The 25,416-nt window shown below is 40.9% G+C and carries 13 protein-coding genes; 8 read left to right on the top strand and 5 right to left on the bottom strand.

The window, feature by feature from the left end; genetic code table 11:
* Positions 1-295: 295 nt before the first annotated feature.
* Positions 296-901 (bottom strand): PucR family transcriptional regulator ligand-binding domain-containing protein, encoded by a 606-nt coding sequence (locus ACZ42C_RS13475; RefSeq protein WP_461182720.1) that lies wholly within the window; start codon positions 899-901, stop codon positions 296-298.
* 212 nt (positions 902-1,113) lie between these two features.
* On the opposite strand from ACZ42C_RS13475, the gene ACZ42C_RS13470 reads away from it, so the two are divergent.
* Together ACZ42C_RS13470 and ACZ42C_RS13465 are read left to right on the top strand one after the other, a co-directional pair.
* Positions 1,114-2,475 (top strand): aspartate aminotransferase family protein, encoded by a 1,362-nt coding sequence (locus ACZ42C_RS13470; RefSeq protein WP_461182721.1) that lies wholly within the window; start codon positions 1,114-1,116, stop codon positions 2,473-2,475.
* Positions 2,476-2,506: 31 nt separating this feature from the next.
* A complete protein-coding gene (locus tag ACZ42C_RS13465; protein ID WP_461182722.1) occupies positions 2,507-3,973 on the top strand; it encodes a CoA-acylating methylmalonate-semialdehyde dehydrogenase in 1,467 nt (488 codons plus the stop codon).
* 390 nt (positions 3,974-4,363) lie between these two features.
* Here the strand turns inward: ACZ42C_RS13465 and ACZ42C_RS13460 are convergent, their stop codons facing one another.
* Positions 4,364-5,404, bottom strand: coding sequence for a M14 family zinc carboxypeptidase (locus tag ACZ42C_RS13460; protein ID WP_461182723.1), 1,041 nt, complete (start codon positions 5,402-5,404; stop codon positions 4,364-4,366).
* A 509-nt stretch (positions 5,405-5,913) separates the two neighbouring features.
* Between ACZ42C_RS13460 and ACZ42C_RS13455 the strand changes: the two genes are divergently transcribed.
* Positions 5,914-10,155, top strand: coding sequence for a S8 family serine peptidase (locus ACZ42C_RS13455; protein WP_461182724.1), 4,242 nt, complete (start codon positions 5,914-5,916; stop codon positions 10,153-10,155).
* Positions 10,156-10,251: 96 nt separating this feature from the next.
* On the opposite strand, the gene ACZ42C_RS13450 is transcribed toward ACZ42C_RS13455, so the two are convergent.
* From ACZ42C_RS13450 to ACZ42C_RS13440, 3 genes are all read right to left on the bottom strand, one after another.
* The gene (locus ACZ42C_RS13450; protein WP_461182725.1) at positions 10,252-13,899 is read right to left on the bottom strand and encodes a S8 family peptidase; all 3,648 of its coding nucleotides are present in this window, start codon (positions 13,897-13,899) and stop codon (positions 10,252-10,254) included.
* A 410-nt stretch (positions 13,900-14,309) separates the two neighbouring features.
* Positions 14,310-16,745: a DEAD/DEAH box helicase family protein gene (locus ACZ42C_RS13445; RefSeq protein ID WP_461182726.1), complete on the bottom strand. Its 2,436-nt coding sequence runs from the start codon at positions 16,743-16,745 to the stop codon at positions 14,310-14,312.
* Positions 16,742-17,068 (bottom strand): pyrophosphohydrolase domain-containing protein, encoded by a 327-nt coding sequence (locus ACZ42C_RS13440; protein ID WP_461182727.1) that lies wholly within the window; start codon positions 17,066-17,068, stop codon positions 16,742-16,744. Before ACZ42C_RS13440 ends, ACZ42C_RS13445 begins: the two co-directional genes overlap by 4 nt.
* A 156-nt stretch (positions 17,069-17,224) precedes the next feature.
* On the opposite strand from ACZ42C_RS13440, the gene ACZ42C_RS13435 reads away from it, so the two are divergent.
* The 5 genes from ACZ42C_RS13435 to ACZ42C_RS13415 all read left to right on the top strand — a co-directional run bounded on the left by ACZ42C_RS13435 (position 17,225) and on the right by ACZ42C_RS13415 (position 25,415).
* Positions 17,225-17,614: a (deoxy)nucleoside triphosphate pyrophosphohydrolase gene (locus ACZ42C_RS13435; RefSeq protein ID WP_461182728.1), complete on the top strand. Its 390-nt coding sequence runs from the start codon at positions 17,225-17,227 to the stop codon at positions 17,612-17,614.
* A gap of 39 nt (positions 17,615-17,653) precedes the next feature.
* Entirely contained in the window at positions 17,654-20,557 is a 2,904-nt protein-coding gene (locus ACZ42C_RS13430) for a DEAD/DEAH box helicase (RefSeq protein ID WP_461182729.1), read from the top strand.
* 93 nt (positions 20,558-20,650) lie between these two features.
* Positions 20,651-22,849, top strand: a complete 2,199-nt coding sequence (locus tag ACZ42C_RS13425; RefSeq protein WP_461182730.1) for an AAA family ATPase — start codon at positions 20,651-20,653, stop codon at positions 22,847-22,849.
* Positions 22,846-24,129: a hypothetical protein gene (locus ACZ42C_RS13420; RefSeq protein WP_461182731.1), complete on the top strand. Its 1,284-nt coding sequence runs from the start codon at positions 22,846-22,848 to the stop codon at positions 24,127-24,129. The genes ACZ42C_RS13425 and ACZ42C_RS13420 overlap by 4 nt, the downstream gene beginning before the upstream one ends.
* A 395-nt stretch (positions 24,130-24,524) precedes the next feature.
* Positions 24,525-25,415 (top strand): hypothetical protein, encoded by an 891-nt coding sequence (locus tag ACZ42C_RS13415; RefSeq protein ID WP_461182732.1) that lies wholly within the window; start codon positions 24,525-24,527, stop codon positions 25,413-25,415.
* Position 25,416: the final 1 nt, after the last annotated feature.

Below are 25,416 nucleotides of genomic sequence, written 5' to 3'. Positions count from 1 at the left end.
TGAATTTTCCTGACCAGAGTTTTTCCTTTGTTTGCCTTGGCGACATTACCTTAGATGGATGTGAGGTTGTCAAGTGCTTTCCTTGACTACCTCTCATTCATCTGAGACCATGCGAAGCAGCAAACAAGGAAGGATAATTAACCGCAGTTTCATCGGTTTATTTGGTATGTCTTTTTTTATTTATAGTACAAGTCTTAAAAGCTAATTTCTTATTTCTTAGACTGTTTTTAGACGTTTCAGATCAGCGAAGTGACAAGTATTTTATTTTCACTTGTTTTTCATAGAACTTTTTACACTACCCCAATTCTTTCACATAAGAAGCTAGCGTTTGCTGAACATTCTTCGCTTCCGGTGGATAATAAAAAGACTTAACTTCATGACTGATAAAAAAGGCATCACACTGAAAATGCTCATATAAACCGGCAAGAATTTTTAAAATCCCATTGGGGGAGAGGGAAAGCTCTGACAGTTGCTTTGTTAATTCATTCAGCTGGCTTAGAATATGGTGGTGCTGGTTAATCATATGAGTATGTACATCCTGGGTGATATCCACAAATTTGACCATCTCTTCAAACACAATGACAGGGAATTGGTGTTTGTCGGCAAACTGTTTGATTTCCACCGGCAGTTTTTTAAAGTATGGACCGGCCTCTATACAGATCCCCGCTGCATGTTTATCTATTAATCTTGCATACGTGTCCAGGGATGCATTCAGCTCCAAATTAATACCGGTCGTGAGAATGAGTTCGCCGCCATTCAGCAACGATTCGAAGTCCTTTGTTTCCAGAATATGTGTCCACTTGATAGGTCTATCCAACCCTTTTTCCCCCGCCAATACCCTGGCACTGCGAAAGGTTTCCCTCTTCAAAATATCCTTCATCGTTAAATGATATCCGGCCATCAGCAACTGCCCCCTTATTTGTAAAATGAAAACTGCAACTATTTTACATATTGTAACATATAAAATTTACGAATGATTCGTATAATATCATTAATATGTTGTAAGTGTGTGCAACTATGTATAGAGGGAAGGAGTTGATCCCCGTCCATTTTCCCCAAAAAAAGATTAGGCACTTTGTAAAAAAATATTACTTATAGGAAAGGAGCCGTTAAATGAAAAATGTGAAAGAGGATGCCCAATTGTTATTAGAAAAAGATCAAAAGAACATTTGGCACCACATGACCAATTACGATGACAAGAAACACCCTTTGATTGCCAAAGAAGCAAAGGGTTCCTGGATTACCGACCACAGCGGCAATAAATATCTCGATGGCATGTCAGGCTTGTGGTGCGTTAATGTGGGCTATGGGCGGGAAGAACTGGCCAAAGCCGCCTATGACCAGATGAAGGAAATGTCCTATATTTCCATGACACAAAGCCATTTGCCGGCAATCGAGCTCGCTGAAAAATTAAACGAATTGCTCGATGATGACTATATGATGTTTTACTCCAACAGCGGTTCGGATGCCAATGAAGTAGCTTTTAAAGTCGCACGGCAGTACCATCAGCAGAATGGGGAGTCATCCCGGTATAAATTCATTTCCAGATACCGGGCGTACCATGGCGGATCACTGGGCGCATTGGCGGCCACCGGGCAGGCACTCCGCAAATATAAATATGAACCGCTCACTTCCGGTTTTTTGCATGTGGCTCCGCCGGATAACTACAGAAGACCGGCCGGCATGTCGGTGGAGGAATACAATATACTGCGCGCACAGGATATCGAGGAGAAGATTGTCTGGGAGCAGAAGGAAACGATCGCAGGTATCATTATGGAACCATTGATTACCGGAGGAGGCGTATTAATCCCGGACCCGGTCTATGTAGAAAAAGTTTACGAGATTTGCAGGCGGCATGGTGTTTTATTTATCATGGATGAAGTAATTTGCGGTTTCGGCAGAACCGGAAGAATGTTTGGGCATATGCATTACGACATTAAGCCTGACATCATTACAATGGCAAAAGGACTGACGAGTGCTTATCTGCCTTTATCGGTAACAGCGGTGCGCAAGGATATATATGAAACATTTCAAGGAAATGAAGACAACAGCCATTTCCGCCATGTGAACACTTTTGGGGGAAATCCGGCAGCTTGTGCCGTGGCACTGAAGAACATTGAAATTATGGAACGGGAAAACCTGACAAACAGAGCTGCTGTATTGGGTGATAGACTAAGAGAAGGGGTAAAAAAGCTGGAGGACCACCCTTTTGTGGGAGATATACGGAGCCAGGGTTTTCTCATAGGAATCGAACTTGTAGAGGATAAGACGACGAAAGAGCCAGCGAGTGATGAGCGGGTTGGAAAGATCATGGCGGAATGTAAAGCAAACGGCTTGATTGTCGGGAAAAACGGAGATACCGTGGCAGGATATAACAATATAATTACATTATGTCCACCACTCTCCAGCACAGATGACGACCTGGATTTTATATTATCCGTGCTCGAAAAAGTATTTAAGGAAAATCAGGCATAGAAATAATGATTTTATTTTCAGGAGGGTAATCATGACACAATCACAAGCAACAAAAAAATTACTGGAAAACTATATCGGCGGAAAGTGGGAGAAATCCACCAGCGGCAAAACAGAACCCGTTTATAATCCAGCAACCGGTGAAGTGATCGCTGAGGTTCCGATTTCCTCACAGGAGGATGTGGATCATGCAGTCCAGGTGGCACGCGAAGCATTTCAGGAGTGGAAGGAAGTCCCTGTACCAAAACGGGCACGCATCCTTTTTAAGTATCAGCAGCTGTTGGTCGACCACTGGGATGAACTGGCGGAATTAATTACGATTGAAAACGGAAAGAATCTGCAGGAAGCAAAAGGAGAAGTACAGCGGGGAATTGAAAACGTGGAATTCGCTGCAGGCGCTCCGAATTTAATGATGGGAGAACAGCTTTCTTCCATTGCAGCCGGGCTGGAATCCGGGGTATATCGCTACCCGATCGGAGTTATAGGCGGCATAACGCCATTTAATTTTCCGATGATGGTCCCTTGCTGGATGTTCCCAATGGCCATTGCGACGGGCAATACATTTGTCATGAAGCCGTCGGAGCGCACGCCGCTATTGGCAAACCGTTTAGCGGAACTGCTTTCGGAAGCCGGACTCCCGGCAGGTGTGTTTAATATCGTGCACGGCGCGCATGATGTCGTAAATCGCCTGCTGGACCATAAAGTCGTGGCTGCCATTTCCTTTGTTGGCTCCCAGCCGGTGGCAGAGTATGTTTATAAAAGAGGAACGGACAATCTGAAGCGGGTGCAGGCCCTTGCCGGTGCGAAAAACCATTCCATCGTATTGAAAGATGCCAATTTGGATAATGCTTCCACCCAAATTTTAAACGCAGCATTTGGCTCGGCCGGTGAGCGCTGTATGGCGGCCTCTGTTGTTGCCGTGGAAGATGCGGTGGCAGATGAATTTATCAGCCAGCTGAAAGAGAAAGCGGATAACATAAAAATTGGCAACGGACTGGACGATGGGGTGTTCCTTGGCCCTGTCATCCGTGAGCAGCATAAGGAAAGAACGCTGGGATATATTGAGAAAGGGGTGGAAGAAGGAGCGAAACTGATCCGTGACGGACGGGAAGATGTTAAAGCCCAAGACAAAGGCTACTATGTCGGAGCGACCATTTTTGATGATGTCACCACGGATATGAAAATCTGGCAGGATGAGATCTTTGCTCCTGTACTTTCCATTGTCAGGGTTAAGGACTTGGATGAAGCCATCGATGTGACAAATCAGTCTCCATTTGCCAATGGCTCCTGCTTATTCACCCGTGATGGGGGAAGTGTGCGGCAGTTCCGGGAAAATATCGATGCCGGCATGCTCGGTATTAATATTGGCGTTCCGGCACCAATGGCTTTCTTCCCATTTTCCGGTTGGAAGAATTCCTTCTATGGTGACTTGCATGCGAATGGAAAAGATGGGGTGGAATTTTATACGCGAAAGAAAGTGGTTACGACACGCTGGGTTTAATGGACTTGGTTTAGGAAAGCTGCCGGGACAGGGAGTCACGGCAGCTTTACGTTTGCAAATTTTAAGATGTGAAAGTGGAACTGGGCTTTGTCATAAACTCTCTGATCATCATCCGGAATAATAATTCCTGTTCTTTTTCCAATGAAAAGCTGGCGTTATGCAGACTCCAATCATAAAGAATTCCTCTCATTATCCGCAGACAAGTTATCAACATTGTTTCCGGGGAAAGGTCGGACCGGAACTCTCCGTTCTGCTGTCCCTCTTTAAATATTCCTGTTAATATGCGATATAAGGGACGGTCGGGTATGAGGAAAAAGCTTCTCCAAAAATAAAAAGAACTGGCACATAGGTTTAAATTAAGGCCTGCTGTGCCAGTTCTTTATAAAGAATCTATTGCTCCCGAATATCTTCCTGTACAGGCAGCGTATCCCAAAAGGAGATGTCTTTATCTTCAATGGAACCATCTGCAACAGCACGAGCAGATGCATCCATTGCTTCATAAGATTGTTTGATCAAGTAGCCATTGCTTTTTTGTCCCAATACTTCAAAATCAAATGCATTATCCTGCGTCCCGCGCATTTCAAACAGAAAGGTGGAAATATCATAATTACTTGCTATTCCGTATACACCGATTTCTTCACTGTATGCTGAACCGGGACCTGCATAATTCGCAAGTAGTCCCCATCCTTTTGGCTGAATTCTATCATAAATAACTGCGCCGAGCTGCTTCGATTTTTTTAATACTTCGGGATCAGTATAGTCTTCGTGCGGCGGAAAAATAGCACCGGATACGTAATCACCGTCAATTACCCATTGTGCACCCTGGTGATGTAAATCTATCATATAGTCAATATCGTATACTTCCAATACATTTTGATGTAAGGCTTGTGTTTCCGGTTGTGTTTTATCTGCGTGATCCCTGTTTAGATCTACTTCATTGGCATTATAACGTGTTAAATTTCGATCTCCAGTATCAGCATAATCTTCCAGTGGATAATCCACATCACCCATTGCGCCATCTGCATTAAACATAGGAATAAATAATAAATTTACATCATCTGTCAGTCCCTTTGTTTTTCCGGTTCCCAGATGTTTGATAAAGTCCAACATCCCTTCTGTTACCAAAGCTTCATCACCATGCTGCTGGGCGAGATAGAGAATTGTTGGGTTATCCGGATTTGTCATATACTTGACCAAGAATATATCACGTTCTTTCACTGTCTGACCAATCACTTCCAATTCCATATCATGCTGCTTACTTTCCTGCTTCTCCAGATAGTCGATCATTTCTTCATAGGTATGGAGGATGGAAGTATTTACTGTTTCATTCCCTCCATAATTAGGTCCATTGCCTTTTGCCAAGACGACAGACGCACTACCTCCTATAACCAATATAGCGGTAAAAAGAAAGATTATTAACTTTTTCATCATGTCATTCCTCCCGGATGTTTAATTTTTCTTCCCAAATCACATTCGACAAGAATCGATTGATTTCCTTCCTATTTTTAAAATACAGGAAATAAGTCATATGCTTGAATAAGAACCGGTGAATAATTTCCTGTGATGTAAGTACTACCTCTTTGAAGAATTTTACTGGGAAATTTTATTGAATAGGTTAAGACAAGTATGTGCGATTCACTTTCTATGTCGAAGTAAGGGCCAATCTTTCATATCAAAGTAAGTTACGACAGTAAAACGTGTAGTATTAGAGTATTTGCAGCATTGAAGCTGAGCTGGTACGGAAGAATCATTTTTGAAATTGTCAATAAAACCGACGGGAAACGACATAGATTTCAACTCTCACCAATTATAGTTAAAGTAGGACAACAAAGAATGTGTCAGGACGTGAGAGAAGTACAGAAGGTGGGTGATTGGAGTTTTCTTCATGATCGAAAATGGAAGTTGAACAGGAAAAATGAATGAAAAGAGGAGGTCATCATTTGTTTAGGAAAAAGAATAGACGGAAGTTTATCTATCTGTTATCCATTATATTATTAGTATTTTCTCTTATTGCTCCAGCTATGGTTACAGCTGAACCAACCGATAAGATACAGAAATCCGTGAAAAACAGTAAGACCAACGATATAGAAAAAATAAGCAATAGATTACTGGAGCAATTTGAAGAAGATGAAAAAGTAACATTTCTGATAAAATTTGAAGAAAAGGCTGACACAAAACAGGCTGCAGCGCAGGCGAATGAAAAAGCGGAAAAGGAGAACGCCACAGCTTATGAGAGGGAATTGATGCAACGCTCGGCTGTTGTGTCTGAATTAAAGACGGTGGCTGATCTTTCGCAAAAGGAAGTGCGCCATTTCCTTAAAACTGAAGAAGAGGAAGGACGAGCAGAAAGCATTCAACCTTATTATATTGTAAATGGAATGGCGGTGACGGCTACAAAAAATGTGGCAGAAAAAGTAGCCTCATTCTCAGAAGTAGAGAAAATATTACCGAATGAAAAACGGCAGCTGATTTCTAATGCATCCATAGAAAATAGTAGCAAAACAGAGTCAACAGATGAGGTAGAATGGAATGTGGAGCGAATTGATGCACTGGAAGTCTGGGATATGGGAATTGACGGAACTGGAACAGTAGTGGCAAGTATAGATTCCGGCGTGCAGTGGGATCATCCTGCATTAAAGGAAAATTATCGCGGTTACGATCCTGAAACTGGGGAAGTCAATCACGATTTTAATTGGTATGACCCCGTTTTCTACGACGACGTACCATATGATGATGTTGGACATGGAACCCATGTGACAGGAATCATGGTCGGAAATGAACCGGATGGTACCAATCAAATTGGAGTAGCTCCCGGAGCGCAATGGATATCGGTAAAAGCATTCTCCCATGCCGGCGGGTTTGATGATGATCTATTGGCAGCGGCACAGTGGATTATTGCCCCTACAGATTATGAAGGGAATAAACGTGTAGATATGGCTCCGGATGTTGTAAATAACTCATGGGGCGGCGGTCCGGGCTTGGATGAATGGTACAGAGATGTTGTTATTGCCTGGAGACATGCAAATATATTCCCGGAATTCTCTGCAGGAAATACGGATTTGTATAATCCAGGTGGTCCCGGCTCTATTGCGACACCTGCCAATTATCCGGAATCTTTTGCAACTGGAGCAACAGATTTTAATGACAATTTGGCAGACTTTTCGCTGAGGGGGCCATCACCATATGATGAAATAAAACCGGATATTTCTGCCCCTGGCGTGGATATCCGTTCAGCTTATCCAGGAGATGCATATGGATTGAGCAGTGGAACATCCATGGCGGGTCCCGCGGTTTCCGGTGTAGCAGCCATGATGAGACAGGTCAATGCTTCCCTTACAGTAGACGAAATGGAAGCAATTTTGACGGATACTGCCATACCAAAGACTGATGAAGAATATCCTGAATCCCCCAACAATGGTTATGGCTATGGGCTTGTTAATGCCCATGAGGCCGTGACAGCAGTAGTAAGCGGATTTGATACCATTACCGGCGTGATTACTGAAGAAGGAGATGATCACGAAGCACCGGAGTTTGTCCACTCTCCGCTTACCACCGTACAACCGAATATGGATATGATCGTAAGGTTGGAAGCCAGTGACAATGTAAGTGTCACTTCCGTTATTTTGCGCTATCAGATTGATGATGAGGAATGGCAGGAAGTGGAGGCTGAACGAACAGCAGGGGACCATCTTTCCGGTGATTATGAGGCTGTAATTCCGGGAGACGAAATTAACGGAGACTCGCTCGTCTATCAGTTGGTAATCACTGATTTCAGCGGTAATGTCACGGATAGCGAAGTATATACTGTTGACATTCAGACAGGGATCACCATAGGTTACTTTGAAGATTTTGAAACTGAACCCACCGGCTGGGAATCTTTTGGAAGAAGTGACAGCTGGGAATGGGGAGAACCGACTTCCGGACCGGAAGCAGCCTCCTCCGGTGACAATGTATATGCAACAAACCTTGACGGCGACTATGATTATATGATCGATGCTAAGCTGGTTATGCCTCCCATTACTTTGCCTGAAGGAGAAGCATATCTCCAATTTGATCAGTGGCACAGTTTTGATACGGCCATCTATCCAGGTGACGGAGAAGATTACGGACATGTTATTGTTTCCACCGATCAGGATCAGGAAGAATGGGTGCAACTGGAAACAATGGAGGGTAACTCCACCGGCTGGGAACGAGTAGAAATAGATCTGTCGGATTACAGTGGACAAAGTATTCATGTTGGCTTCCACGTGGATTCTTTTTCATACTTTGCACGTGATGGCTGGTATCTTGATGATATCTCATTGACGGATACCTCGATGAATAATCAGGATCAGAGAAGACAGTTGTTTGAAGCTGCTGCGTCTTCATTGGATGAAAATACCGGTGAAGAAGATCTCTTGCCACTGGAAGCACAAATAAGCGTATTGGAAACCGGCAAGTCAGTAATAAGTGACCCACAGACAGGTGAATATTTTATGAATCATGAAATCGGTACATATACTCTGCAGGCAGATGCTTACGGTTATGACGCGGAGCAACAGGAAGTAGTGGTGGAGTCCGGCAACAGTATAAAAGCTGATTTCACATTGCAGAAAACACCAGAGGCACAGCTGAGTGGTACCGTAATCAATGAAACTACCGGAGAACCAATTGAGGGAGCATCTGTGCTTTTGGTGGAAGATGCCAATATTGCACCTGTTGAGACTAATGAAAACGGTGACTTTTCACTTACTGCCTATGAAGGTAATTATACACTGAGAATTTTGGCGAAAGATTTCCATACGAAAGACATGGAAATAGATCTGGATGGAGACATAGAGTTGAATATACTACTGAATCCGTTCTACACCATTCCAGGTGGGGAAATTGGTTACGATGACGGAACAGCTGAAAACGCACGGGCATTTTATGATGCAGGAAACGGCTGGGCTGTGAAAATGTCACTACCGGAATCGGAAAAAGCCGCAAAAATTACGGATGGCGTTTTCCAGTTTTATGACGCAGACTTTCCTAGCCCAGGTGGAACCGAATTTGCAATGGAAATCCGGGAGGTTGGTGAAAACGGCTTGCCGGGTGAAAGAATATTTGGCCCTTACGATGCAGAAGCCGTAAGAGACCTGGATGAATGGACCGTGGTTGATGTGAGCGAACATAATATTGTGGTTGAAGATGATTTTTACATGGTATACATTCAGACTGCTGACAATCCTTATGCACCGGGGCTTGCAACTGATGAAAACAGCGGTTATTCAGGCCGGAGCTATCAATATGTTGAGGGAGAATGGGAACAGACACCTTTTGACCAGGGCAACTTTATGATAAGAACAAGAATCGCCTATGAAGCGGATCATCCTGTGATTCATACACCGGAAGATGGTTATATAACAAACCGGAAAGAAATAGAAATTGAAGGACAGGCAACCCCTGAAACCAACTTTATGCTACTGAATAATGGTGAAGAAATTGGTGCAGGAGAGATGGATGAAGAAGGGTATTTTTCTTTATCGGCATCATTATCAGAGGGCGAAAATAAGTTTGAAGTTATTTCAGTGCTTGATGAAAATCAATCCATTACATCGGAAGCTGTTACTGTTACCTTGGACACGGAAGCACCGGAGTTAACGGTGGAAAATCCGCTGGAAGGTGAGAAAACGAACCGGGAAACAATAATAGTTGAAGGGCACGCTGCAGATGAACACCTTGAATCAGTAAATATTAATGGGAATTCTGCAGATATAAATGAAGGTCACTTTTCCAATCGGGTTATGCTGGATGGAGGGGAAAATATTATTGAAGTAACTGCAATAGATGCAGCAGGGAACCACATGACGGAAAATATAGTTGTACAAGCTAAATATACGGCGCCGGAAATAGAAAATCTTGTTCCTGCCGAAGACCAATATGTAGGCGCAGGGGATACTTTGGTAATAGAATTTGACAGTGAACCGTCCCTGGACGCTACATTCTCTGTTTTAATGCCTATAACCAACTTTGGTACACAATCGGTGAATCCAATTGAGTTACCGTTATGGGAAACGGAAGAAGGTCATTATACCGGTTATTGGACCGTGCCGAGAAATGCCACAGGGGAAGGTGCAGTAATTCAGATTAAGGCTGAGGATAGTTTTGGAAATGTCACATATGAAAAAGCTGAAGCGAGACTATTTATCAATTCGGATTGAGGGTAGAAATGTGCCATATGAAATAGTTGCCAGCAAATCATCATTAATTTAAATGAAAAGTGCGCTTTGCATAGCAAAGCGCACTCTTTTAATTCTCTACTCCCAATACTCCACCACAGTTTCTGCATCAGCTTTCAGGAATTCATACGCTGTTTCGGAAATCTGTTCCTGATCCACGAGGAGATCCAGAAGCTGGTAAAAGCTTCCCATATGGCGGATTATCTTGTCGGCTTCACCCTGCTGCTCATACTGATCGATTGCTGTCAGGTGATTTTTCAAAACACGGGCTCTTGCCGGGTTTTCTAATTCGCCTTCTTCAATAAATCGGTCTATATGCGTGATCATGCTTTCTGCTGTGACAGGAACACGGTAGGCACGGATAATTTCCTGTTCAATGCTGTTGCCATCTGCATCCCAGGCTTCAATTTGCAGTGAAACAAAACCGCTGCCATCAGAGATGCTGTCATTGTTGATAGCTGCACTGAATTCTCCGTTGCCTGCAGCTTCTAAATCCTGTACATCCTGCCAACTGTCTCCATCGTCGAAGGAAACCGACACGTCTGCCCCTTCAATGGCAGCTGTTTCTGCACCAGTCTGGTGATTTACTGCAAAATTCACTTCATGCTCGCTATCCCGTTCTGCCGCATTATTGATGTTCAGGTCCAGGTCATAATCAATAAACAGCATAGGGGCGACTTGCTGTTCCTCCGCTTCTGGTGCTTCCGCCGCAAACTCCCAGTTTGTCAACGTGTAGGAAGAATAAGGCGACCATGCTTTATCCGCATCCATTTCCAATTCAAATCGAATATCCGAGTTATCAGAAGCTAATGGGAAAGACCCTCTCGGCCGGTCTGTTTCCTCCACGAGCTTCTCATTCTCATAGACACGGAATACAGGGTTGGCGTCCGGTGCGCCAGTAGAGTAATGACCGTCAGCATCAGTATACTCGTAAAGGAAAACTTCCAAAGAACCATCTTCCCGGTATACCGGCGAATTTCCAGGTATAATTCCCGGCTGGATGGCCTGCTTATACCAGTTGCGTTCATGCAGTCCCACATCAAACTCTGTAGTTGCATGTCCTAATTCGATGCCGCCGGGCCATTCGTCGCTTTGACCGATAGTTGAGCGATACCTGGTATCATCCGCAACAAAGTATTCCATTCTCTCCACCGGAAGCTCCATATTTACGCCTGCTGCAAATGAAGCAAATTCATACGGTCTCCATTTATGCTGGAACCTGGAGTATTGATCTCCCGGCTGCTGCGCAAAATAGTTAGTTTCAAACTGGGCAAGATCCTCATTTGCCGGTGTATAATGCGTATCTGAAACAATGGCATCCTCAAAAACCAGCATATAAAAAGCTTCAGGTGAGAGATACTCCCATTGCGTATAGAACCCGAATTCACCCAGCGTAATTGGATCTGTCGGCGTATATGCAAAAATATCAAAGTCTGCCCCGCCGATAAAATTGTAACTGCTGGTAATGGAACCAAGCTCTTCTGCAGCCCGGTGATAAGCCAGACTGAAGCCATTCAGGTCTGCTTCATCCTCGACTTCTACAGTAACTGGATACGCATTACTGGCATCCAATGTTATTTTCGTATCTTCATAGACTTCCACCATAGGCTCGTTGATCATGGCGACTTCAGTGGTAACAGTCGGTTCTTCGGCAGATTCGTACGTATATAGCATACTGTTCACGTTATACGTCCCAGCCACTACCCGGAAAGTGATTTCACCTTCATCCTGTTCTGTGAAAGTAACATTGTAATCATTGAAAATAGTAGAATCCAAGGCATTCATGACACTTACCCGGCTCGGTCCGAGCGGTGTGTTGCCATCTCTGGTAATACCTTCGATGGTTAAATCATAGGACTCTGGTTCTTTATAAAATCCAATCGGTGTATGAAGCAGCACTTCCTCTTCTTCAGAAGCTGCTGTAATATAACCGCCGTATAATCCTAGTTCTCCCTCGGCAGGATGAACGGTTACTTCGATGTCAGCTGTCTCTCCGGCTTCCACAGTAATTTCCTCATCGGACAGCTCAATCATGGATTCCGGAACAGGGAAGGCATCCGCATCCTGGACATCAACAGAAAGCTCGAGTGTTACCGCTTCTTCGGCACCATTAAAGTAGGTAAGCGTATCTGTTACAGGATCAAGGTCATCATGCGGATATTCAAAATAGCCCATGTCCAGTGTGGCGGTTTCGGCAAATATATCCTGTGACAATGCACGTGCTGCATCAACCAGCCCGCCGCCCTGTTCAAAAGTAGTATAATCCTCGCTCGGCCCGGCGGTGGAAACAAGGGCTGATTTAATCATTTCAGCATCAAAGTCTCCATTTTCCTGTTGTTTCTGTGCGTATAATGCCGCTACCCCGGCAACATGCGGTGCTGCCATGGAAGTTCCATTTGCCGCAGTGTAGTAATCGTCAATAGGCGTTCCCATGGAAGTCCCATCTGCCCGCGCTGCCTGAATGGCTACACCAGGGGCTGTGATGTGCGGTGTGATCGCATAGTCGCCAATCCTTGGACCACGGCTGGAAAAGCTGGCCAGCTCCCCGTCTTTATCAAACGCACCAACTGTCAAGGCATAATCCGCTGCTCCCGGTGTGGTTACCGATTCATCACCAGGCCCCGAGTTACCGGCCGAAATGACAAACAGCACATTATACTCCTCGCTGATTGTGTCAACAGCCTCACTCATCGGATCTGTTCCATCCGTCACGCCACCACCGAGACTCATATTCAGAATCGATGCGCCTTCCTGTGCCGCCCATTCCATTCCTTCAATAATATCCGAAATGGCGCCACTGCCGGCAGCATTCAGCACTTTCGCATTGATGAGGTCAGCCTCCGGTGCAACACCCTGCCGCAACCCGTCTGAAGCATCTCCGCTTCCGGCAATCGTTGCAGCGACGTGGGAACCATGCCCATGCAAGTCGTCCGTTGTTTCATCCGTTGTAAAGTCCTCTGCAGCAACGACTTTTCCTTCCAGGTCAGGGTGGTCCTCATCAATACCTGTATCAAGCACAGCTACTGTCAAACCGGTACCGTCATAACCTGCGTCCCAGGCTTCCGGTGCACCAACCTGCGGCACACTGTCCTCTAGTTCCACCTCCACTTTTTGGTCTAAGTGGATTTTCTCTATATTAGTGAAAAGGTTTGTGCTTTGCAGTGTATTGCCGCTCCCTGCAGTAAATAAAGCTTCGTTCAGGACATCCGTATCTCCCTTGGAAACCTCTGCTGCCAGTCCATTAATGCTTGGCAGGCTTTTGGAATCAGCAAGCGTTGAGTTCAGCGAACCCATACTTTGATTCACTGCCCGGTCTTCCATGGTAATGATAACCGGAATGTTGTCCGTACTTGCATCATCAAACTCCTGGTCTATTAACTGGGTAATATTAAAAAGTTCCTTATCCAATTTATCCGGGATATAGTGAAGCACATCTTCCGGGATGACATATAAATCTTCTCCGTTTAATTCCATTTTCTCAAAGTTTGCCTCATACCCATCCCGTGCTGCAGGCTCAATATTCACTTCCTGCAATCCGTCTGCGAATTCCTGCACCACAACCTGGTCACCGGTAATTAATGTGATGGTGTAAGTCGCTTCGGCTGTTTCAGAGGCAGTAACGTCTTCCAGGGTACTTGATTGAAATGAATCAGACATGGTGAAGCCAACAATCAGCGATACAACCAGCGTTAATATACCGGCGCTTAAGAGCGTTCTCCATTTCATCGTAGAAACCTCCTTATGATTTTAACTTGCTTAAAATCTTCCTGGGGTTCAACTCTCTACGAGCTTGTCCTTTTTTAGGGCATGCGTTTTAAAAAGGACAAATGTTATGAGACTTAAACGAAGATACTCACCTCCACCTGTCTTATTTGTGTACCTTTAAAGACCTTGCCTATGTCGAAACATGATGTTACTTAAAGTATAAATGAAAAAAATGGCAAGCTAAATCGGCCATATGATTCATTTTCCAATGTTCAGAAAACTGGGATAAAGTCCTGTATAAATATACAGCATAGTTAATAAAAACCAGTTTTGGTGGGGTGTTTGGGCTAGAAGGGGGATAAGGGGAGGGAGGTTGGTTGGTTTAATTAAAAAAAGCCCTATTGAGTCCATACCTCAATTAAGGCTTTAATTTAGTCAATCTTCATCGATTTCCTCTCAAAATAAATCTGCATCTTATACGCACAAATCTGTCTCGTCATCTCATGCAGAACTTCCTGATCTTCAGGCTCTACACTGAAGTTCATTCCAAACCTGTTATTCTCAAAATATACAAGCCCGTCCTTTCCAACCCACTTGGTCATTGGCATCGTGGCAATCAATTTTGCTGTTTTTGCTTCATCATAATCCCACAGTTTCTTCGTATTTTTATTGGAAAAATCGATCGTCTTCCGATAGTTTTTAGACATATAGAACTCATGAAAATACGGAGCAACTTCCTCTGGTGTAACAGGCTTCAGCCAATCACCGGGTCCTTTATCAAGCAAATATTGTAAAACTGTCATTTTATAGGATTTGCTCATTGATTCCTTTTCTACCTTGATTAACCATTGATAATGCTTTTGAAAGACATCAGCTTCATGATCCGATAGTTCTCCATATTCATGCAGAAAAGCAAAGTACCCGCCAAAGGCCTGTCTGTATTCTTTGGAATTCATATTTCCCTGCAAATGGGCTTCTTTATATGTCGGTCTTCTGCCAAGTGATGTTTTCACCTGGAGGTAATCATGAAACATCCTTTCCTTGCGGGAACTCCGTTTTTTCCGCAGTTCTTCCATAAGGTTAATGACGTCAGTCTCCAGATGAATACTGCAGGAGTCAGGAACAACCGGTGTGACTTTTTTCCTTGGCCGCGGATCAGCCACATCCATTTCGGTATCAAAAACACTGAGCTTAGTATCAGCATTTCGATAGTTACCAATCAGATCAATAATGACACAGGCCTGCTTTCCATCATATTTCCTCAGTCCCCGGCCTATTTGCTGTGTGAAAACAACCAGTGATTCTGTCGGTCTTGCGAACAGTAATGTATCTACAGAGGGAATGTCCACCCCTTCATTAAAGAGATCGACGGTAAAGATAATATCAATTTCCCCGGACTCCAGCATCCGAATACTTTCCGCCCGGCCGGTATTTTTGGTTTGAGAGGTCAGCGCGATAGCATTTGCCCCCTGCTTATTAAAATATTCGGTGAGAAACTCGGCCTGCTGAATAGATGAGCAAAAACCCAATGAGCGGGTTTGTTTCAACTCCTGCCATTTTCTAAATATCATGACTGCTCTTTCCGTCTGCAGCTGCTGAACCATCAGTTCATGCTGGTCATACTTATTGCCAAGCCAGCGAATGGCTGAATAGTCTATGTCATCTTTAATGCCGTAATACTGAAATGGAGCCAGCCAGCCGCGCTGAATTGCTTCAATAAAGGTTATTTCATAAGCAACGTTCCCATCACACAGGGCGAAGACATCCTGACCATCCGTTCTCTCGGGGGTAGCAGTCAGTCCAAGCAGGAATTTCGGCTTGAAATATTCAATAACATGCTGGTAGCTTTTGGCTGCGGCATGATGAAATTCGTCGACGATAATTAAATCAAACTCATTCCGTGAAAACTGATGCAATTGTTCCTTGATGCTCAGTGTGAAAATGGAAGCAAACAACATGTCCTTCCCGGTATCTTTTTCGAGTCCATAAAATAGCCCGCCGGTTTTCTCCAGGACATGTTCAAAACTCTTTTTGGCCTGTTTTAAAATTTCCTCCCGATGAGCAATAAACAGAACTTTTTTATACGCTTTCGCAAAAAAGGCTGCAAGGTATGTCTTGCCGAGACCGGTGGCCATAACAACCATTGCTTTATTATATTCTTCCGACACGGTGGAATGAAGCGCAGCCAAAGCTTCGGTTTGTGCCTGGCGCGGCTCAAGTTTTGTCTGGTAAGGCAATGGTTTCTCATATAACTCTTCCGGTATTGCTTCTTCTTCTTCTGTGGGCAGTGTTAACTCGATCTCTTCCTGTTTTGTCCAGGTCGCATGTAAATCAGCATGTCTCGCGTGAAAGTCATCATAGTCTTTTTCATATACTTTTAAAGACTCACTATTTACTTCCATCGTTTGTTCCGCATAGAAAAGCTCTATAAAAGAGTCCATTGCCTCATCAAAAGTCTGGTTAGAGGCCCGGCGCTGCATCTGGAGGTTCCATTCCACTCCCGAAGTGTAAGCAGATCTTGACATATTGGAAGAACCGACAATTAAAGAACCCCTCTCCCTATGTTTAAAAATATACGTTTTTGGATGAAAGGCAATACCATTGCTTCTCCAAAGCCGGATTTCCAGGTTGTTTCCTTTTAAATCAAGTAATCTATGTAATGCCTTTGGCTGCGTCACGAAAAGATAATCTCCGGTGAGGATTTTAACATCAGCCCCAAACTCCAATGCATCCTGCACCACATCGTAAATCAGCTCCACACCAGATTTCATAATAAAGGAACTGAGAATATAAATGGTGGAGGACTCACTTATTGCTTCTTTTATTTCTCTATAAAGTTGCCCGGTATGTAAGGAAATGGATCTCAATCGTCTTCAACCTCTATTAGAAAGATCTTATCATTAAAAGCACCGCGTTTTTCCGCCTTCTTTTTTCTGATTTGTTCTACTTTCCCGATTGAACCTCCATGCTCACCTGCCAAAGCATGCATCAGTTCCAGTATATCAGCGAGTTCTTCAAGCGCGTCTGAATCATTTGCTGCTTCCTGATATTCTCCTACTTCTTCATTTAATTTCTTTTTAAGTTCTGCTATGTATCTTTCGTCTGATAATATTTCTGTTTTAAAACTTTTTCCTGTGTTTTCGATGATTTCCGGTATTCGGTCGCGGATTAGTTTGTTGTAGGTTGGCATGGGTAGTCTCTCCTTTATTTTATGCTTATTACAATCTTATAGAATTATAGGGGAGTAGACAACTTGAAAGAAGTTATTCCCCTTGTCATCCCTTCAATAACCATTATTATTAAGTTATAATTAAATTAATCGATTAAAGTAATAGGTGGGGGAAATATGGAAAAAAAGAATATTTATGTCGTAGGCGCTGTCATTATAAAAGATAATAAAATATTATGTGCTCAAAGAGGAAATTCAAAAACTTTACCATATAAATGGGAATTTCCTGGTGGAAAGGTAGAGAAAGGGGAAACAGAGAAAAATGCGTTGGAACGAGAAATTGAAGAGGAAATGAAATGTACTATAGAAGTAGGGGATCAAGTTGAACATACTGTGTATGAATATGATTTTGGTATCGTACATTTAACTACTTTTTATTGTACGCTTCTTGATGGTACGCCGGTTTTAACTGAACATAAATCTATAAAATGGCTACCGAAAGAAGAACTTTCTATGTTAGATTGGGCTCCGGCAGATATTCCTGCTATAAAAAAATTGAGTGATTAAATTCTCCTAGGAAATACTAAAGCATGGTGGTGTGAATAGTTGGAAAACAATTTTCTTAGCAAATTAGAGGATTCATTACATAAAGGATTTATTGATCGGAACTTTGGAAAGACGGATACATATAAACCAAGATTATTAATAAATAATACCAAAGAAAACGAAGATGTTTTAACCTCATTGGTTGAAGAACTGGATAATTGTAAATCATTTATTTTCTCTGTTGCCTTTATAACAGAAAGCGGTCTTGCTACTTTAAAATCTCACTTGCTCGATCTTAAATTTAAAGGTATTCAAGGAAAAATATTAACTTCTACCTTTTTGAACTTCAACCAACCTAAAGTTTTCAAAGAGTTGATGAAGATCACGAATGTTGAAGTCAGATTAACTGATTTAAAAGGTTTTCATTCAAAAGGGTATATATTTGAACACGATAAGTATTCTTCATTAATAGTAGGGAGTTCAAATCTTACAGCCCAGGCATTGAAAGTGAATTATGAATGGAATGTAAAATTAACTTCGTATCAAGATGGAGAAATCATTAACCATTTTAAGAATCAATTTGAAGAAGTTTGGCAAGAAGCGAGCCCGTTAACTGATAGCTGGATTTATGCTTATGAAGAAAATTATAAACCTTTTGATTATCAATCGGCAACCAAAGTAATAGAGTTACCTGAAGAATATCAAACTAATACTCTTGAATCTGCGATAAATATTAAACCAAATAAAATGCAAGAAATGGCTTTGGAACAAATAAAATCTGTTAGAGAAGGAGGTCACGATAAAGGGCTGGTTATTTCAGCGACTGGAACTGGAAAGACATACCTTGCTGCTTTTGATGTGCGTAGGGAATCACCAAAAAGAATGTTATTTGTGGTTCATAGAGAACAAATTTTACGTAAAGCGAAATCTGATTTTCAACATGTAATGGGTGGCCCTGACAGAGACTATGGCATTTTATCTGGCAGCACAAAGGATTACGATGCAAAATATTTATTTACGACAATACAAACGGTATCAAAGCAGCATATATTGAGGAAGTTTAAAGCTGATGAATTTGATTATATTCTTATTGATGAAGTACATAAAGCTGGTGCAAATTCGTATCTTCGAATTATTAATTATTTCAAACCTAATTTCTTAATGGGAATGACGGCGACACCTGAACGGACAGACGACTTTAACATATTTGAGCTATTTGACTATAATATTGCTTATGAAATTCGTTTACAGGAAGCGTTAGAAGAAGATATGTTATGTCCATTTCATTATTTTGGAGTTACCGATTTTGAATATGATGGAGCAATGATAGATGACACCACTATTTTATCAAAGTTGGTTACTGATGAACGTGTAGAACATATTGTTGATAAAGTCCATTACTATGGATATTCTGGCGAGAAAGTTAAGGGGTTAATGTTTTGTAGCAGAAAAGAAGAAGCAAATAAATTATCCGGAGCTCTTAATGAAAGGGGTTTCCATACCGTAGCTTTGACTGGAGATAACTCTCAAGATGAAAGAATGAGGCAAGTTGAACGATTAGAAAATGGAGTTTTAGATTATATTATTACAGTCGACATTTTTAATGAAGGTGTTGATATACCAAGCATTAATCAAATAGTGATGCTCAGGCAAACCCAATCCAGTATTATTTTTATTCAACAACTAGGACGTGGACTTCGCAAACATCATTCAAAGGATTATGTAACAATTATTGATTTTATTGGCAACTACAAGAATAACTATTTAATCCCAATAGCGTTATCAGGTGATCAATCACAAAACAAAGACAATATCCGCAGGCATACTACTGAAACAAGTTATATAAAAGGAGTTTCTACTGTAAACTTTGAAGCGGTTGCTAAGGAACAAATATTCAAATCGATTAATGCCAGTAAATTAACAGCTATGCAAGTATTTAAGGATGCGTTTATAGAACTAAAGAATCGTCTTGGAAGAACTCCTTATTTATATGATTTTATTACTAATCATTCGATTGATCCAGTAGTTGTGGTTAATAAGTTTAAAAATCATTATAATTTCTTAATAAAAATGAAGGAAGAAGTTCCATCAATAAGCAAATATGAGAATAGTGTTTTAACCATGATTTCTACAGAAGTACTTAATGGGAAACGTAAGCATGAATTAATTTTACTGGATCAGTTACTTAATCGTGGCGCCATTACTCATGAAAAATATAAAAAGGTTTTACAAGAAGCAGGGTGTTTAGTGGACGAAAATACATTAGAGTCTGTGCAAAGAATATTTAATTTATCCTTTTTTACACAAACTGATCAGAAGAAGTATGGGGAAATACCTATTGTAGAGTTTCAGTCACACGAATACTACACATTTAATGAGGATTTAAAAGAAAGTTTAGAACAAAAGCCTTTCTTTAAAAAATTAATGAAGGATGTGGTGATGAGTGGACTGGAGAGGAGCAAAAAGTACAAATCTGATATTAAGCTTACTAGATATGAAAAATATACAAGAAAAGATGCATGTAAGCTTTTGAATTGGAAAAATGACGAAAGTGCAACGATGTATGGTTATAAAACAAAACATCAAACTTGCCCAATCTTTGTTACTTATCATAAAAATGATGAGGTAGAGGCAAGTATAAATTATGGTGATGAATTTATCAGTGAAGAAATTTTAAAATGGGAATCAAAAAATAATAGAAAGATTTCTTCCGAGGAAGTTCAAAAGATTATTCATGCTGAAGAACGAGGAATAGACTTACATTTATTTGTGAAGAAAAGTGATGATGAGGATGGGAGTGATTTTTATTATCTAGGTCAAACACTGCCTGATAAAGACACCGTTACCCAAGATTCAATGCCGAATAATAGTGGAAAAATGGTTCCTGTAGTACACATGAATATGGTTTTAGACAAACCAGTGGAGCATCAATTGTATAGTTATATCATTCAAAGTATTGATTGAGGTTTTTTATAATAAAACGCTAATTAGTTATAGTTTTGATTCCGAATTCTGTAATCTCAATAATAAATATTTATAAAAAAGAAGGTGAATCAATTGGCCATCTACTTCAAACTAAATGAAAGTGAAAAGAAATCAATCTACGGTACCGCGGAAAAATGGAAAAACAATTGCTTATTGGATGATAAATCATTGATATGGGAAGGAGAATCTATTTGGACATCAGCAAATATGAACAGATTTAGGTCTGTTTTTATTGAAAATCCGGATGCGTCGGGTAATTCCTTCGATGAAAAATTAAAAAAGCAACTGAGTAATGAGTCAGAGGATGTTTATAAATTTGTCATTGAGTTATTGTTCATCTACTACTTATATCCCGTCAAACAATCTATCAGTTATCAAACGAAACTACGAAAACTGGAACTTGTTGCTTCTTGGAAAAATATCGATTTAGATACTTCTTTACCGTTGTTCGATAGTTTGAAGAAAGGTATAGGAGCGACTGGGACGTTCTTTCATACAAGTAAATACTATGAAAAATCATTTTTGTTTTGGTTTGTTGAATATTTGAAAAGTCAGCCTTTAGAACAGCGTAAAATAATTCTAGAGCAGCCGAAGAAGTTGAAAGAGATAGCTGAAGGAGCACGAAAACAGGTTGGGAAAAGAGCACAGATGCAGCATATTGTACTTCATCTCTTACTTCCTGAATACTTTGAGCATATTTCGAATTGGGGAAATAAAGAAAGTATAGTAAAGGCATTTGCTAATTTAATAGAAGATGATCAAACCAATGATGTGGATGAGCAATTATATATCATTCGACAAAAACTAATAGATGAATATGGAACTGACCAAATTAATTTTTTTGATACTCCTGGCATAGTTGAAATGTGGAGTGCTCCTGCATCTGCTGGTGGTAGGGAAGTTGACACAAAAGATGACTTAGAAAATGAAGATACTATTTTAATAAAGATAGGAGTAAGCTATAGAGAAAGTATGTCACCAGAAGATCTTTATAATGCTACCAGAGGAAACTGGGTTCTTAGTGGAAGAAAGCTGGAAGCTGGTAACTTTCAATATTTTTGTGCGGTTTATAATAACCAAATTAAAGAGGTATATGAATTAAAAGATTATAAAAAGAATAAAGAAGGTCGGTATGCCTTAGAGGGGAAGCTAGCTGACGAACAATTAAGGAATAAATTAATTCATTCGGATGTAAGTAGAGTACATACAAGTAGGGGGAATCCTATTAAGTACACAAGCATTCAACGCCTATTAGATCAGGAAGTTTATGATGCAGTAAAGGTTAAAGAGAGTGCATTGGATAATAGAATTCAAATTCCGTCTGTAGATTATAAAGTAGAATCGCTGAAAGATGGATTGGTATTTGAAAACATCGATGTCCTCATGGATCAGATCAAAACGGCACTGCAAAATGGCAAACATATTATCCTCACTGGTCCACCGGGCACAGGGAAGTCTAAACTGGCAGGAAGAATATGCAAAATGTATGATGTTGACTTCACCATGGTTACAGCGGCATCAAACTGGTCCACTTATGAAACGATAGGGGGATATTTTCCAGACAGAGATGGAAATTTGTATTTTAATGAAGGTATTTTCTTGAAGTGTGTAAAGGATAAAGAAACTAACAGTCCAAAGAATAACTGGCTTATTATAGATGAAATCAACAGAGCTGATATTGATAAGGCATTTGGTTCATTGTTTTCTGTGTTAACAGGAGATGAAATTACATTGCCTTTTGAATCAGAGAGTGGCGAATTGATAAGTATGAAACCACAGGGAACCAAAATTGCTATAGAGCCTAATGACCATGACTATATCATTCCCAATGATTGGCGGATTATTGGCACAATGAACACGATAGATAAAGCTTCCTTGTACGAAATGAGTTATGCATTTATGCGGCGATTTGCTTTCATACCTGTTGGTATCCCAAAAACAATCACTGCAGATTTGATTGAAGAGTACCTGGAAGTATGGGATATGAAAACCTATCCGAATGTAGAAACGCTAACATCTATTTGGAAGCTGATCAATAACTATCGGAAAATTGGACCTGCCATTATTAAGGATTTAGCCATGCATACACAGGATAATGATGATTTTACTTCTGCTATTATCCTCTATGTTTTGCCACAGTTTGAGGGTCTGTCCGTTCACAGAATAAAAGAGTTTATCGCACAGGTGATAGAGGAGACAGATGCAGTAATTGAAAAAAGTTATCTCGAAGACTTTGTGAATGATTTCTTTGATTCGGGTGCATTTGAATGAGAATAGGCGAAGAAGAATTACTTGAAGAAATTTCCGGTTATCTTCATGGGTATTTGAAATCGGGTAAGCTTAGGATCAATTCATTTTTATCAAAAATTAATGTAAATATAACAAATCTTGAGCAACTACTAACCCTTCGTTTTTTGCTGAAAACAGAGACAAAAGACTTTGTAAGAAATTTACCCGTTTTGCTTAAACGTTTTAAGACAACAACCAGTATGAAAACAGAAACATACATGGGGGAAGTGCGAGGGCAAATTAATTGGGATCATACTATAAAAGAACGCCTTGTCCGAAATTATAAGGATAGAACCATATTTTCAACTAATGAAAATTTCCGGTCTTACAATATCCCTGAAAATCAGATTTTGAAAGAGTTGTTAAGAATATTTTACAGCTGTTTATTTAAGGATGAATATATTGCAGGCTTTGAGAAGGCATCCTGGTTTAGTGATTGGCAGGAATTAAAATTAAACATTATGCATGCCTATAAAAGGAATATTTACCTGCAGCGGGTAGATGAAGTACGTGTTGCAGACCGAGTTGTCCGTAAAATGGTCAATCACCGTAACAAGCTGTATGGGCAAGCCGCTGCATTGCTATTATCCTATCGCAAACTAGTTGATGGCTTTTATAGTGAAGAGGATATCAGAACGCTGCTCCAGGAAACTTTTATTGAACCTGACAATGAGGACACTTTAGTGGAGTTGTATTGGATTGTTCAGCTGATAAAGCAAAATGCAACGGAAAGTCAGTTGCATCTCATGGATGGATCAAGTAATTTGGTTGCCTCATGGAATAAGGGGGATCACATTTACAGGCTCTATCATGATGCTATTGGTTCCGGCGCAATATCCTTCCGTATTACAGGAAGTGAGATTAAAAAAAGTGACAATCCTTATTTAAAGCAAAAGTATCAATCCATGAAAGCGGCCAATGAAATAACGGAAAGTTTATTTGGCAAAAGGAAGACAGATGACATATGGCGTGGGAGACCGGATTTTTTCCTGGAGGTTGCTGAAAAGAGAACGAATAAACTGGTAAAAATAGTAATTGGTGAAGTGAAGAATACCAATCGAAGGGAATATACCATTACGGGGTTAGAGGAGCTTATGGATTATCTTTATTTTGTTAAAGATGGCAAGGGAGAATATATGGTAGATGGCAATGTTGGTGTGAGTGGGTTCCTTTGTGTTGGGAAGGTGGAAATGAAAGAAGGAATAGATTTTGATATGGTTCGAGTTATTAGGTATGGTGATCTTTTCAATCTAGAAGTATAATTCTCGATAGAATTCTTGCAATGAAAATATAAACATAAGTAAGGGATAAATGGTGTCTTGAACTTGGCGAAGATAAAATAAAGTGATAAAAGATGATGTAAAATCTAATGTCAGTCGGTGGTTCTTAAAGAACAAATCATATGAAGGGTGTTGTGGGTTTACAAGAGGAGTAAGAGGTAAAAAATTCTCCATACTGATAAAAAAATCGTTATCTTGAATGATAACGATTTTTTTAACGATTAGAAACTTTTGCTTTATAAGATTTACCAACTCCCGTTCAATATAATTGAACTAAGACATTAATTCTTCAAGCTCCAAAAAAATCCCTAAAAAAACCCATCAACAAATGGTACAATGACTATTATGAATGTTTTTTACATATGAGGGGGAGAAGCATGAAGGATCAATTTAGTAGTCAGAAGCGGTTTAGTGAAATTTTGGACCATAGTTTTCAGCTGATAAAGAGCAATTTTTCAACTTTTTTTCTTGTCTTTTTAATTTTGCTTGGACCGCTTTACCTGATTGAAGCATTGTTATTATTAAGTTCAGGTGTGAGTTTTTTTAGAGAAGTCGGAACTGGCGGCAATTGGTTTGAGGATGCGATGTCCGGATTTGATGAGGGTGTGGGAGTAAGCGTTGGAATGAATAGTGCAATCTCATTCCTGCTGGCTATTTTAGGACCGGTTGCTGTGGGCTCCATTCTATTTGGAATTAATCGCATTAGAAATCAGGAAACCTTTACTGCCGGGAGTTTAATCAAGCAGGCATTTACAAGGTTTGGGCCTTTAGTGGGAAGTACACTGATTGTCGGGATTATCTTTATTGCAATGATCATTCCAGTCTTTATTATATTCTTCGTGATGGCCGGTTTGTTGTTTACTGAACCTGTAGCTGCGTTGATCGGCGTATTTGTGATGCTGTTCATTATTTTCATTGGCTTTGTACTGCTGTTCACCCGCTGGGGATTTTTCCTGGCTGTGGTTACATTTAATGAAGGTTTTCCGGGGATTCCGGAAAGCTGGCGCTTAACGAAAAAGCATACGTGGAGAGTGTTCGGGTTGTTCCTTGTCATTTTCCTTATTACTGTCATTATTGCTTTTGCAATTGACGCGATTGCTGCCCTGGTTCTTGGAAACAGTGTCCTGTATATGATTATTATTAATTTGACTACCATTCTGGTCTCGATGATTAATGCTGTTGTCTATGCGGTGATTTACTTTGATCTGAAGCTGAGGCAGGACGGGGATGACTTAAGGGAAATGATTGATGAGTACCAAAATGACTGAT

This window comes from Virgibacillus kimchii, assembly GCF_055379185.1.
The sequence above is the reverse complement of the archived record's forward strand: the minus strand, read 5'-3'. Positions and strand labels throughout refer to the sequence as shown.

What these genes read in the sequence shown, in the direction of transcription:
- ACZ42C_RS13475 (WP_461182720.1), bottom strand. Translation starts at nt 901, where the DNA reads ATGGCCGGATATCATTTAACGATGAAGGATATTTTGAAGAGGGAAACC.
- ACZ42C_RS13470 (WP_461182721.1), top strand. Translation starts at nt 1,114, where the DNA reads ATGAAAAATGTGAAAGAGGATGCCCAATTGTTATTAGAAAAAGATCAA.
- ACZ42C_RS13465 (WP_461182722.1), top strand. Translation starts at nt 2,507, where the DNA reads ATGACACAATCACAAGCAACAAAAAAATTACTGGAAAACTATATCGGC.
- ACZ42C_RS13460 (WP_461182723.1), bottom strand. Translation starts at nt 5,404, where the DNA reads ATGATGAAAAAGTTAATAATCTTTCTTTTTACCGCTATATTGGTTATA.
- ACZ42C_RS13450 (WP_461182725.1), bottom strand. Translation starts at nt 13,899, where the DNA reads ATGAAATGGAGAACGCTCTTAAGCGCCGGTATATTAACGCTGGTTGTA.
- ACZ42C_RS13440 (WP_461182727.1), bottom strand. Translation starts at nt 17,068, where the DNA reads ATGCCAACCTACAACAAACTAATCCGCGACCGAATACCGGAAATCATC.
- ACZ42C_RS13435 (WP_461182728.1), top strand. Translation starts at nt 17,225, where the DNA reads ATGGAAAAAAAGAATATTTATGTCGTAGGCGCTGTCATTATAAAAGAT.
- ACZ42C_RS13420 (WP_461182731.1), top strand. Translation starts at nt 22,846, where the DNA reads ATGAGAATAGGCGAAGAAGAATTACTTGAAGAAATTTCCGGTTATCTT.
- ACZ42C_RS13415 (WP_461182732.1), top strand. Translation starts at nt 24,525, where the DNA reads ATGAAGGATCAATTTAGTAGTCAGAAGCGGTTTAGTGAAATTTTGGAC.